Raw genomic sequence first — 12610 nt, forward strand, 5'->3', positions numbered from 1 at the left:
TTTGCCGGCCTGGCCGAACCAGCTGTCCCCGCCGCACTTCGACGGCTTCATCGGTAAAACAGATCGCCCTCAGCAAAAACATCTGTTCGACAGAACTTCCGCCGCGCACGAGGATTTCCCGGGCGATGGCACGGCCAACGCGACACCGGCCGAGCTGCCGCCTGAGCGGAGGTTGACATGTCGAGTGAAGAGACCGAAGTAGTCGTCGTCGGGGCCGGTCAGGCAGGTGTGGCGATGAGCGAGCACCTGGGAGCAGGCGGTATACCGCACATCGTCCTGGAGCGGCACCGCATCGCCGAGCGGTGGCGCTCGGAGCGGTGGGACTCCCTGGTCGCCAACGGCCCCGCGTGGCACGACCGCTTCCCCGGGATGGAGTTCCCCGACGTCGCCCCGGACGCCTTCGCCTCGAAGGAACAGGTGGCGGACTACGTCGTCGCCTACGCCGAGAAGATCGCCGCCCCGGTCCGGTGCGGTGTCGAGGTGACCTCGGTGCGCAAACGCCCCGGCCGGCCGGGCTTCCGGGTCGAGACGGCGGAGGGCACCATCGACGCGCGCTTCGTCGTGGCCGCGACCGGGCCGTTCCAGCGGCCCGTGATCCCGCCCATCGTGCCGGACGGCGCCGTTCCCGTGCAGCTCCACTCCAGCGGGTACCGCAATCCCCGGCAGCTGCCCGACGGCGCGGTCCTCGTGGTCGGGGCCGGCTCCTCGGGGGTCCAGATCGCCGATGAGCTGCGCCGCTCGGGCCGCCGGGTCTTCCTCTCCGTCGGCCCGCACGACCGCCCTCCCCGCACCTACCGCGGACGTGACTTCTGCTGGTGGCTCGGGGTGCTCGGGCTCTGGGACGCGGAGACACCCCCTCAGGGCGCCGAGCATGTCACCATCGCGGTCAGCGGCGCGCGGGGCGGCCACACCGTGGACTTCCGCGCGCTGGCCCGCACCGGTATCGAACTCGTCGGTATGACCGCTTCCTACGAGGACGGTGTACTGCGTTTCGCGCCGGATCTCGCCGAGAACATCGCGCTCGGTGACGCCAAGTACCTCGCACTCCTCCGCGCGGCCGACGCGTACGTCGAGCGCAACGGCCTCGGCCTCCCCGAGGAGCCCGAGGCCCATCTCCTCGCGCCGGACCCGGAATGCGTGACCGACCCCCTTCCGCGACTCGATCTCGCCGGTGCAGGCGTCACCTCGATCGTGTGGGCGACGGGTTTCGCCACCGACTACGGCTGGCTCCAGGTCGACGCGTTCGACGAGAACGGCCGGCCGGCCCACCGACGGGGGGTGTCCCGCGAGCCCGGCGTCTACTTTCTCGGGCTCCCCTGGCTGTCCCGTCGCGGGTCGAGCTTCATCTGGGGTGTCTGGCACGACGCCAGACACATCGCGGACCACATCGCGACCCGGCGCAGGTACCTGGCCTATGGCACCACCGACCGGTCCGGCACCGCGCGAGCGACCCGTAAGAGCTGAGGAGCAGACGATGACCCCCATGAGCGAGGGCCGGGCCAAGGCCCCGGTCGTCGCGGGCGGGCACACCCGGATCCGCCCGTTCAACACCCGCGAGACCTATCCCGAGCAGAACCTGGACAACGACCTGTGCCAGGCCGTCGTGGCCGGCGACACCGTCTACGTCCGGGGCCAGATCGGCCAGGATCTCGACACCAGCGAGTCCGTGGGCATCGGCGACGTCGCCGCCCAGGCCGAACAGGCCATGGCCAACATCCGGCTGCTGCTCGAAGAAGCGGGCAGCCGCATGGAACACCTGGTCAAGCTGACCATCTACCTGGTCGACCCCCGCTACCGCGAGGCGGTGTACCGCACCGTGGGCCGCTGGACCCAGGGCGTGCACCCCGTCTCCACGGGCCTCGTGGTCTCCGCCCTGGCCCGTCCCGAATGGCTGTGCGAGATCGACGCCGTGGCCGTGATCCCGAAGGAGGAGCGCTCATGACCTTCTCGCTGGTGGTGCGCGACGGCGACCGGTTCGGTGTCGCGGTCAGCTCCTCGAGCCCCGCCGTCGCCGCCCGGGTCACCCACCTGCGGCCCGGGATCGGTGCCGCGACCTCGCAGAACGTCACCGACCCCACGCTCGGTCCGAGCCTGTTGCGGGGGCTCGCGGACCACGGCGACGCCCGGCGCGCGCTGGCCGAGGTCACCGGTGCGGAGCGCAACGCCGCGGCCATCGAGTACCGGCAGCTGACCGTGCTGGGCCGTACCGGCCCCGGATACGCCTACAGCGGGGCCCGGACGCTGGGCAAGCACGCGTCGGCCACGGCGGACGGCGCGGTCGCGGCGGGCAATCTGCTGGCCGGCGAGCACATTCCCGAGGTGCTTCTCGACGCCTGTTCCCGGGCCACGGGGCAGCTGGAGGAACGGCTGCTCGCCGCCCTGCTGGCCGCCGTCGACGCCGGCGGCGAGGAGGGCCCGGTGCGATCCGCGGGCCTGGCGGTCGTCGCGGACGTGGACTGGCGGGTGACCGACCTCCGGGTGGACTGGGCCGACGCGCCCATCGACCGGCTCGCCGAACTCGTCGCCGTCTGGCTGCCGCAGCGCGACGACTACGTGCGCCGCGGTCTCGATCCGGCAGCCGCGCCCTCCTACGGCGTCCCGGGCGATCTGTGATGGCCGCGCCGGAAGAGACAGCGCGGAAGAAGAGGGCGCAGAAAGAGACGGCGCCGGCGAGCACGCTGAAGGAGACGGCCCGGCGGGCGGTGGAGCGGCACGCGGAAGAGCTGACAGGTCTTTCCGAACGGCTGCACGCGGACCCGGAGACGGCCTGGGAGGAGCACCGGGCCGCGGCCACCGTGCCGGAGCTTCTCGACCGCGCCGGGTTCGAGATCACCCCGTCCTATCTGCGTCTGGACACGGCGTTCCTCGCGCGCTTCGGCAGCGGGCCCACCAGGATCGCGCTGTGCGCCGAGTACGACGCGCTGCCCGGTCTCGGCCACGCCTGCGGGCACAACCTGATCGCGGCGAGCGCGGTCGGGGCCGCGCTCGGCCTGGCCGCCGTCGCCGACGACGCCGGTCTCACCGTGGAGGTCTACGGCACCCCCGCCGAGGAAGGCGGAGGCGGCAAGATCGAGATGCTCGAACGGGGCGCCTTCACGGGAGTGGACCTCGCGATGATGGTGCACCCGGCGCCGGTCGATGTCGCGGAGGCCCGTCCCTTCGCGGTCAGCCACTCCCGGATCTCCTACACCGGCAGGTCCGCCCACGCCGCGGCCTACCCGGAGGCCGGGGTCAACGCGGCCGACGCCTTCACCGTCGCCCAGGTCGCCCTCGGCCTGCTCCGGCAGCAGCTCCCCGCCTCGACCCGTGTGCACGGCGTGGTGACCCACGCCGGCGACGCCCCCAACGCCATTCCGGAGCGGGCGACCGGCCGGTGGTACGTGCGGGCGGAGACGCTCGCCGAACTGGCGGAGCTGGAGCCGCGGGTCATGCGGGCCTTCGAGGCGGGCGCCCTCGCCACCGGGTGCGAGCTGGAGATCGAGCCGGAGAGCAAGCCGTACGCGGAGTTCCGCACGGACGAGACCGCCCTGGGGCACTACCGGGCGAACGCGCTCGCGCTCGGACGCGAGTTCGCGCCGCCCGGGCAGGCGGCCCGGATGAACCGCGCCTCCACCGACATGGGCAACGTCTCGCAGGTGGTGCCGGCCATCCACCCCTACATCGGCATCGGTTCCCTGCCCGCCACCAACCACCAGCCCGAGTTCGCGGCGTTCTGCGTGGGCGGCGAGGCCCGGCGCGCCCTGCTGGACGGTGCGATCGCGCTGGCCTGGACCGGGGTGGACCGGAGCGTGCCGCGCGGAGGTGTGGCGACGTGACGGCGGCGACCGTGCTCCCGGCGGCCGGCACCGTTCCCGCACGGTAGCCGCGCCCCTCGCCGGTCCGGCTCCAGGGCCGACGGCACCCGCACAACTCCGGCTTCTTCCCCTCACCCTCAGGAGGCGCGCATGCCCACCTCTGACACTGGCGTTGCGACGACCGTGGCCGACGGGGCCAGCGACGTGGTCGCCCTGCGCAGGAGCGTGACCGCGGGGGCCATCGGCGTGTTCGTACACTGGTTCGACTGGGCTGCCTACGCCTATCTCGCCGGTACCGTCGCGACCGTGTTCTTTCCGGCCAAGGACGGCACCACCGGACTGCTCGCCGTCTTCGGGGTTTTCGCGGTGTCGTTCGGCATCCGGCCGCTGGGCGCCATGGTGTTCGGACCGCTCGGCGACAGGATCGGCCGCAAACGCACCTTGTCGCTGGTCATCTTCACGATGTCCGGCGCCACCCTGACGATCGGCCTGCTGCCCGGCTACGCCTCGATCGGCATCGCCGCCCCCGTGCTCATGGTGATCCTGCGCCTCGTCCAGGGCTTCGCCGCCGGGGGCGAGTTCGGCAGCGCGGCGAGCTTTCTCGCCGAGAGCGCGCCCCGGCACCGCCGCGGATTCGGTGTCAGCTGGCTGGAGGTCGGCTCCCTGCTGGGCTTCCTCGCCGGATCGTTCGTCTTCCTGCTGCTGTCGGCAGGGCTCGACGACCAGCAGCTGTCCTCCTGGGGCTGGCGCGTCCCCTTCCTCGTCTCCGCGCCGCTCGGCGTCATCGGCGTCGTCATCCGGAACAGGATCGAGGACACTCCGGAGTACCGGGCGCTGGAGGCCGGCGACTCCCTCTCCCCCAGCCCCACCAAGGAGCTGTTCCGCTCCAGCAGACGGCAGTTGCTCCAGGCGGCGGGCCTGATGGCGGCCATGCACGTGCCCTTCTACATGGTGCTGACCTACCTGGTCACCTACGAGACCGACCACCTGGGGCACCCGGCCGACAGCGCTGCCCTGCTCTCGACGGTGATCTCGCTGCTGGGTCTCGTCCTCGTGCCGGTCTTCGGCCTCCTGTCCGACCGTGTGGGACGCAAGCCGGTCTTCGTCGGGGCGACGGCGGCCCTCCTGGTCCTCTCCACCCCCGCGTTCCTCCTGATGCGGACGGGGCCGGCCGGCACCTGGATCGCCGGTCTGCTGCTGGGCGTCATCCTCGCGGCGATCCTGGGCACGTACGCGGTGTGGTCGGCGGAGATCTTCCCCACCCGCACCCGCCAGAGCGGCCTGTCGATCGCCTACAACATCACCGCCGCCCTGTTCGCCGGCACGGTGCCCTATCTGATGACCGTGCTCATGTCCGTGACCGGCAGCACCCTGCTGCCCGGCCCGTATCTGATGCTGTTCGCCGTCGGCGGCCTCGTCGCGGCACTGTCCCTGCGGGAGACCGCCGGTTCCGCGCTGCTGCGCCCCGAGGACATCTCCGAGGCGTCCGAAGAGCACGGCTAGGAGTGTCTCGGGTCTCGGGCAAGAGCCTTCGAGAGCCCGGCACGGTCCGGAGCACACGCCCTGAGGGAGTCGCCGCATAGGGTCGGGAGGGCACGGATCAGCAGGCGGCGAGGGAAGCGCGCATGACGGCACCGGTGGGTTTCACGCTCGTTCAGCTCCGCTACTTCCTCGTCGCCGCCGAGCGCGGATCGATGACGGAGGCGGCGGCGGAGCTCCACATCGCGCAGTCCGCCGTGTCCGCGGCCGTCTACAACCTGGAACGCGACCTGCGCGTGCAGTTGTTCATCCGCCGCAGGGGCCGGGGGCTGACCCTCACACCGGCCGGGGAAAGGCTGCGGCAGCAGGCGCGGGAGTTGCTGTCCCGGGCCCGCGAGGTCGAACGGGAGGCCCGGGGGGACGGCGAGACCATTCGCGGTCCGGTGACCGTCGGCTGCTTCGTGACCCTGGCCCCGTACTACCTGCCGCCCCTGTTCGCCGCGTGCACCAGCCGCTACCCCGGCATCGAGATCGACGTGCTGGAGGCGGAGACGGGCCGGCTCGTCCAGGCCCTGGGCACGGGCCGCATCGACTTCGCCCTCACCTATGACCTCGGTCTGACGGCCGAGCCGGACCTGCACAGCGAGACGATCGCCCACGCCCCGGCCTATGTCATCGTCCCGGCGGACCACCCGCTGGCCGGGCAGGGCACCGTGGAACTGGCGGAGCTGGCCGCCGAGCCCCTCGTCCTCCTCGACCTGCCCCACAGCCGCGACTACTTCCGCTCGCTGGTGGCCACCACCGGCACCGCACCCGACGTCCGCTACCGCACCCAGAGCTATGAGACAGTCCGTTCCCTGGTGGCCCGGGGACTCGGGTTCTCCGTGCTGAACCAGCGGCCGGCGACGAGCCAGACCTACGGCGGCGGCGGGATCGCGGAACTGGAGCTGCGGGACGGCGGTCCTCCGCTCGAAGTCACGCTCACCTCCGTGAAGAGCATGACCCAGACCACGCGCGCCCGGGCCGTGATGGGCCTGCTGCGCGAGATCGCCGCCCGCTCCGCCGAAGGCTGAGCCCAGCCCCTCTCACGGGCGCACGACGGGCCCTGGCAGGCGCACCCCCGCCGCGCTGGCGGACGGCCCGTGAAGGCCGTCGGCGGCGTGCTCGTCCCGTGGCCGATTTCTGCCCCCGGGCAGGCGAGGTCCTCGACCGGCACGGCATCCTGGTGATCCTCGACGAGGTGGCCACCGCCTACGGGCGCCCGGGCGAGTGGTCCGCCGCCCCGTCGATGCCACCCCGGACACCGTCGTGACCGCCCCGCGAGCACGAGCCCGGCCGGGGCCTTCCCGTCCGTCCTCCGGCACGGTCCCCGCACCGTCGCCGGTTCCGCACACGCCACTTCCTTCCCCCTCTCCCCTCCCAGGAGCTGCCCGTGACCAGCAGCCTGTCAGCCTCCCTCGACCCCGGTGCGCCCCGGACCACGCCCAGCCTGCAACGCAGTCTGAGGCGTTTCGACATCACCGCCATGTCCGTCACCGCGGTCGTCTCCTTCGACACCGTCGGACAGATCGCCACCGGCGGCGGCGAGGCCGTCACCTGGTCGGCGGTCCTCGCCCTGTTCTTCCTCGTCCCCTACGCCCTGCTGTTCGCCGAGACCGGCGCCGCCTTCCCGCAGGAAGGCGGTCCCTATGTGTGGGTCAAGCTCGCCCTCGGCCGCCCGGCAGCCGCGCTGACCACCCTGTTCTACTGGGTCACCAACCCCGTCTGGCTGGGCGGCTCCCTGGTGTTCCTCGCCGCGGAGAGCTGGGACGGCTTCGTTTTCCACCTGGGCTCGGGCACCTTCGCCGACTACGCTTTCAAGCTGCTGTTCATCTGGGCCGCCATCCTCACCGCCATCGTCTCCTTGCGGCGCGGCAAGTGGATCACCACGGCAGGCGCCGCGGTCAAGGTCCTCGCTCTGGGACTGTTCACCCTCACCGCCGTCCTCTACGGAGCCGAACACGGCTTCGCGGGGCTGGCCGACGCCCACTTCGCCCCGACAACCGCCGGTTTCCTCGCCCTCGTGCCGATCCTGCTGTTCGCCTACGTCGGCTTCGAGGGCCCGAACGCCGCGGGCGAGGAGATGCACAGCCCGCAGCGCGACGTGCCCGTGGCGCTCGGACGCTCCTCCGCCGTCGCGGCCTGCTGCTATCTGCTGCCCGTCCTCGCGCTCCTGGCCGTCGTACCGCCCGGCAAGCTCACCGGAATCGGCGGCTTCATGGAAGGCGCACGCCTCGTCTTCGGCGTCTACGGCGGCGCGTCGACGTCCGTCCTCACCCTTACCGCCGTCATGTTCGTCTTCGCCCTCCTCACCCAGGGCAGCGCGTGGATGATCGTCAGCGACCGCATGCAGGCCATGGCGGCTGCCGACGGCGGCTTCTTCACCCGCCGGCTCGGCGTCTTCCATCCCGGACTCGGTACGCCGGTGCGCACCAACCTTCTCTCCGGGGCGGTGGCCACGGCTTTCATGCTGGTCGCCATGCAGCTCGCGGACGGTGACGCGGGGGCCGTGTTCGCCGTGGTGCTGACCGTCGCGGTCACCACCTTGCTGCTGTCGTACCTGGTGACAGTCCCCGCACTTGTCGTGCTCCGGCTGCGCAGGCCCGATGTCACACGGCCCTACCGGGTGCCCGGCGGGCGGCGCGGCTTCCTGGCGTGTGCGGCGCTGGTCTACGCCTGGATCCTTGTCGGGTCCTGGTCGGCGCTCTTCCCCGGAGTCCTGGACGAGCTTTTCGGTGTCACCTACGACTTCCAGGAAACCTGGGGCGTCTCCCGTGCCTTGTTCGAGACGTTCACGCTCGGCACCGTCGCCGTTCTGCTGCTCGTCGGGATAGTCGGAGCGCGAGGTCTCCGCGAGAAGGTGGACCGTGGCACCGGGTGAGCCGCCGGACGGCCGCGGCTGAGTGAGCAGCCGGACGGCCGCGGACGCCGGTTCCCGGACGTCGTCGGCCGCGCCCCGGTCCCGTCCGTCCTCACGGTGCGCCGCCGGTGGCGGGCGCTTCGACCGGAAGCGCCCGCCACCGATGCACCGCGCCGTCACGAGCGCTCACCGCGCCGTCACGAGTGCGGCCGCTGCCGGCCGAGGAGGGGCCCGTCACTCGTCCGGTTCGCCGTAAGCCTGGTCCTGCGCCTCCTTGTCCGGCTTGAGGGCATCACCCGCTTCCCCGGTCCTGTTCTCCTCGTCCCTCTCCCCGACGGAAGTGAGCGCCTCACGCGCTTCCTCCACCGTCTCCTCTGCCGCCGTACGCGGCTTCTCGTCGTCCCTGCCCATGCACATGCTCCTTTCCGGTGCGGACACCCCGGACCTTCCGACGCCCCGAGCGGAGCCGGAAGCCGCCCCGCCGTCGGCGCGCGGGTTTTCCTCCGCACGGGATCAGCGGCTCCCCGCGGCCCCGGCCGCCCGGTGCGGCCCCTCACCTGTCGGTTCCCGCTGTAGCCGGTCGGCGCACTCCGAAACCTCGGCAGCGTCACCGGGGCGGCGGCCTCTGTGACGGGGCTCACTGCGTCACCCGCTGGGGGGCAGCGTTCCCGTACGAACTCTTAGTCTCGATCCCATGGTGTTCGACTCCGCCCATTTCGATCTTCAGCCCTACACCGGCTTCGACATGAGCCGTTACGTCCGACGCACCCACTGCAGTTGGGAGGACGCCGGATGGCAGTCGCTGCTCGTGCAGCGGTTCGAGCACGTGCCGCTGGTCGAGTACATGGAGCTGCCGGCTGCCGCGGACCTGCACCTCGTGCTGCCGGTGGCGGGCCGGGCCGTGATGGAGACCCGGACCGGCGGCCGGTGGAGGCGCCACATCTGGACGCCGGGGAAGCTGGAGCTGGGTGTGCCGGACCGGCCGGCCCTCCGCCGCTACCAGGCGGACGGACCGCTGGGCAGCGTCCAGATCCACATCCCGCGCGGCCTCGTAGAGCGGACGGCGGAACGGATGGGCGGGGCTCCGGTGGACTACGAGAGCATGGCGGCATCGGTCGCCGCGGGCGACCCGCTGCTGGAGGAGGCCGTCCGTTCCATCGGAGCCGCGGACGAGATCGGCGACCTGTACGCCGAGTCCGCCGCCGCCTTCCTGGCGGCTCATCTGCTCACCCGGCACGCCCGGGTGCGGGAGAGGCGGGAACCGGTGCGGGAGGACTCGCGCGTCCGCGCCGCGATCGCGCTCATGCACGACCGGCTGGCCGAACCCCTCACCCTCTCCGACATCGCGGACGGGGTGTATCTCAGCGTCTTCCACCTCGTCCGCGTGTTCAGTCAGGCGACAGGAGAGACGCCCCACCGGTTCCTGACCAGGTTGCGGATCGAGAAGGCGCAGCGCCTGCTGCGGGAAACCGACCTCACGGTCACCCAGATCGCGCCGCTGTGCGGTTTCGCCAGTCCTCAGTCCCTGTCGACCGCCTTTCTGCGCCACACCGGAGTCCGGCCGTCGGCGTATCGCAATTCCTGACCACCGACACGGCAATCACGGGTCTGGGCCCGCCAGACGGCCGTGCCTAGGGTTTCGTCCATGTCCGCGAGCCCGGCGCCGACTCCCGAGGTCGAGCCCTTCCCCCTGCACGTCCCCGACCGCGAACTGACGGACCTGCGTGTCCGTCTCGGCAACGTCCGGCTTCCCGAACCCGAGACGGTGCCGGACGCGACGCAGGGCATCGGGCTGGCCCGGCTGACGGAGCTGCTGGACACGTGGCGGCAGCACGACTGGCGGGCCCGCGAGAAGCACTGGAACGCGTACCCGCACTACCGCGCGCGCGTCGACGGCCTGCGTATCGGCTTCTGGCACGTGCGCTCGCCCGAACCCACGGCACTGCCCTTGCTGCTGACCCACGGCTGGCCTGGTTCCATGCTCGAATTCGCGGACGTCCTCGGGCCGCTCAGCGACCCGGTGGCGCACGGCGGTTCCGCCAAGGACGCCTTCCACGTCGTCGTGCCGTCGCTGCCGGGGTTCGGGTTCAGCGAGCCGCCGCGCGAGCGCGGCTGGAACCCCGGCCGCACGGCGCGTGCGTGGGCCGAGCTGATGACCGCGCTCGGCTACGAGCGGTTCGGCGCACACGGCGGGGACTGGGGCTCGTTCATCAGCACCGAACTGGCACTCCAGGTGCCCGAACGGGTCGCGGGACTGCACCTGACGATGCCTCTCGCCTCTCCCCTGCCCGAGGACCGGACCTCGCCCGACCCGGTGGAGCAGCGCATCCTGGAACGGCGCGACACCCATCTCATGGACGGTTACGGCTTCGGGCTGATCATGAGCACCCGGCCCCAAACGCTCGGCTACTCCCTGCTCGACTCGCCCGCCGGCCTGGCGGCGTGGCTCGGTGAGAAGTTCGACGCCTACTCCGACTCCCGGCCGCAGGCCGGTGGCGGGGTCGATGTGTCGCAGCAGGTGGACCACGCCGCCCTGTACTGGCTGACCCGGACCGGCGCCTCCAGTGCGCGCTGGTACTGGGAGGCCGCCCGGTGGGTTCCCCGCGGCGCCGAGGAGGAGAACGCACGACCGGTGACGGTGCCCACTGCCTGCTCCCTGTTCCCCGCCGAACCATGGCCGACAGCCAGACGCTGGGCCGAGCGCCGCTACCTGGACCTGAGGTGGTGGCACGAGATGGACCGGGGCGGGCACTTCCCCGGGCTGGAACAACCGGAACTCCTGGTCTCCGAGATCAGGGCCGCGTTCCAGCACGCTCGCCCCGGTTCCGGCGACCGCGTCCGGTGAGCGGCTGACGACCGCGTCCGGTGCGGCTGACGGGTGCTCAGCGGCCGGGTGCGTCGCGTCCTCGTCGGTCACGCGTCGAAATCGTGGTCACCGTATTCGACATAACCACGGTCGATCAGCTCGTCCACCAGCTCGTCCTCGTCGAGGTCGTCGAGGCCGGAAAGATCTTCGAGGGGGCCGTCGCCCAGCAGCACGTAGTCGCCGTCCTGCGCGACCTCGCCCACCAGGGGCGGAACGGGCACGCTGTCCCAGTCCACGACGACCTCGGTCACGTCCGCGACATCACCGGCGAATATCCCCTCGGCGAGCTTCTGTCTCGCCTTTCGAGGGTCCTCGGCAGCGGTGGCATGGCCGGTCGGCTTGCCCGGCCCGTCGAAGGTGATGTCCGGATAGCCGTCGATCCGGAGCGTGATGAAGGGGTGAAGGTCGATCGAGGCTGTGCGTTCCCCCCGCTGATACACGTCCAGGGCCAGATCGGCACCACTGCTGTAGCCGAACAGCAGCCACACGTTGCTGGACTCATCGAGTTCGGAGTCCAGAGCGGCCACGGCTTCGTCGAGACTGCCGCAGATGTAGTGCGCGTCCTTCCTGGCCGCGCCAGGAGACACACCGAACCTCAGGTCATAGAAGCTCTTCGGAACCATGCGCGGAACCCTATCCGGGGGGACCGACAGCCGGCGGCCGTCGCCGTACCCACACGAGGGGGGCGGTGGTGAGCCGGTACGACAGCCCGATGGCATGCCGCTTCGCCGAGGTCAGTGCTTCGGCGTCTTCGGCGTGCAACCGTGGGATGCCGCTGACTGTTTCGTGAAGGCTCCGAGTGCGGACCGCTGGTAGGCGGCCTCGCCACGGGAGGGGGTGTCAAAGGTGTCCGCCAGGTCCGGGCGGACGATGGTGAAGAACGCCGGCGTGCTGTCCCCGGGGCAGGAGGCGGTGCGCCAGTAACCGCCGCGCGGGAGTTCGCCTTCCAGCCCCTTCCCCGGAGGCGGTCCGGTCCCGATCCCGGTTCCGGTTCCGGTTCCGGTTCCGGTTGCCCGTTCGTGTGCCAGCCGCTCCGTCGCGTACGCACCGTAATACGCGTTCAGGTCGTAGTGGGCCGAGTGCACGAGTTCCTCGTCCCCCTCTTCGTTCCGGTGGGTACGGCCGTCACCGAGCACGCACTTCTCCAGCGGGGCGATGCCGTCGCGGCGGCTTTCCCAGGCGTGCGTGACAGTGCCCCGACGGCCGGGGAGCCCGGCGCAGGTGCCGGTGGCGGAGTGAACAGGCGTGCTCTCGACATCGGTCACGGGGAGGCCGACGGTGCGCAGCGGTTTTCCCAGGTGGGCACCGCAGCCCCATTTCCGGGACGCCTTGCCGGCCGTGGCGGTCGCGATACGGGCGTGCCGGAGCCGGACCTTGGGATCGTCGTAGCCGGCCTCGTCCTCCTCGGTCGCCACCGTCACCAGCAGGTCGGGGCGTCCCTTGGCGCAGGTGAGCAGAATCGTGGTGGCGCCCTCGGCGCGGGTGCCGAACTCGTAGTCGGCACCCGTGCTGTTGAAGACTCCCTTCCAGCCCCGGTCCAGCGGCACCGGAGGGTACTGGCCTCTCACGCTT

Annotated in this window: 13 protein-coding genes; 10 read left to right on the plus strand and 3 right to left on the minus strand. The window is 71.5% G+C overall.

What is annotated here, in order from left to right; genetic code table 11:
* The first annotated feature begins 177 nt into the window (after positions 1–177).
* The 8 genes from FM076_RS01195 (at position 178) to FM076_RS01230 (ending at position 8193) form a co-directional block, all read left to right on the plus strand.
* The gene (locus tag FM076_RS01195; RefSeq protein ID WP_173868091.1) at positions 178–1464 is read left to right on the plus strand and encodes a flavin-containing monooxygenase; all 1287 of its coding nucleotides are present in this window, start codon (positions 178–180) and stop codon (positions 1462–1464) included.
* Between the two features lie 10 nt (positions 1465–1474).
* Positions 1475–1942, plus strand: coding sequence for a RidA family protein (locus FM076_RS01200; RefSeq protein WP_173868092.1), 468 nt, complete (start codon positions 1475–1477; stop codon positions 1940–1942).
* Positions 1939–2613: a DUF1028 domain-containing protein gene (locus tag FM076_RS01205; protein WP_173868093.1), complete on the plus strand. Its 675-nt coding sequence runs from the start codon at positions 1939–1941 to the stop codon at positions 2611–2613. Before FM076_RS01200 ends, FM076_RS01205 begins: the two co-directional genes overlap by 4 nt.
* Positions 2613–3815, plus strand: coding sequence for a M20 family metallopeptidase (locus FM076_RS01210; protein ID WP_243274255.1), 1203 nt, complete (start codon positions 2613–2615; stop codon positions 3813–3815). The genes FM076_RS01205 and FM076_RS01210 overlap by 1 nt, the downstream gene beginning before the upstream one ends.
* Before the next feature lie 129 nt (positions 3816–3944).
* Complete coding sequence (locus FM076_RS01215; RefSeq protein ID WP_173868094.1) at positions 3945–5297, plus strand: MFS transporter; 1353 nt, start codon at positions 3945–3947, stop codon at positions 5295–5297.
* Positions 5298–5419: 122 nt separating this feature from the next.
* Complete coding sequence (locus FM076_RS01220) at positions 5420–6346, plus strand: LysR substrate-binding domain-containing protein (protein WP_173868095.1); 927 nt, start codon at positions 5420–5422, stop codon at positions 6344–6346.
* Between the two features lie 98 nt (positions 6347–6444).
* Positions 6445–6585, plus strand: coding sequence for a hypothetical protein (locus FM076_RS01225; RefSeq protein ID WP_173868096.1), 141 nt, complete (start codon positions 6445–6447; stop codon positions 6583–6585).
* A 120-nt stretch (positions 6586–6705) separates the two neighbouring features.
* On the plus strand, positions 6706–8193 hold the full coding sequence (locus tag FM076_RS01230) for an APC family permease (protein WP_345944839.1): 1488 nt from the start codon (positions 6706–6708) through the stop codon (positions 8191–8193).
* Positions 8194–8406: 213 nt separating this feature from the next.
* Here FM076_RS01230 and FM076_RS01235 read toward each other — a convergent pair whose 3' ends face one another.
* The gene (locus tag FM076_RS01235; RefSeq protein WP_173868097.1) at positions 8407–8583 is read right to left on the minus strand and encodes a hypothetical protein; all 177 of its coding nucleotides are present in this window, start codon (positions 8581–8583) and stop codon (positions 8407–8409) included.
* A gap of 283 nt (positions 8584–8866) precedes the next feature.
* Here FM076_RS01235 and FM076_RS01240 point away from each other — a divergent pair, with 283 nt between their 5' ends.
* Both FM076_RS01240 and FM076_RS01245 read left to right on the plus strand, forming a co-directional pair.
* On the plus strand, positions 8867–9757 hold the full coding sequence (locus tag FM076_RS01240; RefSeq protein WP_173868098.1) for an AraC family transcriptional regulator: 891 nt from the start codon (positions 8867–8869) through the stop codon (positions 9755–9757).
* Positions 9758–9817: 60 nt separating this feature from the next.
* Complete coding sequence (locus tag FM076_RS01245) at positions 9818–11017, plus strand: epoxide hydrolase family protein (protein WP_173868099.1); 1200 nt, start codon at positions 9818–9820, stop codon at positions 11015–11017.
* 68 nt (positions 11018–11085) lie between these two features.
* Here FM076_RS01245 and FM076_RS01250 read toward each other — a convergent pair whose 3' ends face one another.
* A complete protein-coding gene (locus FM076_RS01250) occupies positions 11086–11661 on the minus strand; it encodes a hypothetical protein (protein ID WP_173868100.1) in 576 nt (191 codons plus the stop codon).
* A gap of 111 nt (positions 11662–11772) precedes the next feature.
* Positions 11773–12606, minus strand: coding sequence for a hypothetical protein (locus FM076_RS01255; RefSeq protein ID WP_173868101.1), 834 nt, complete (start codon positions 12604–12606; stop codon positions 11773–11775).
* Positions 12607–12610: the final 4 nt, after the last annotated feature.

The organism is Streptomyces albus subsp. chlorinus (assembly GCF_013302895.1).
GTDB classification, from domain to species: domain Bacteria; phylum Actinomycetota; class Actinomycetes; order Streptomycetales; family Streptomycetaceae; genus Streptomyces; species Streptomyces chlorinus.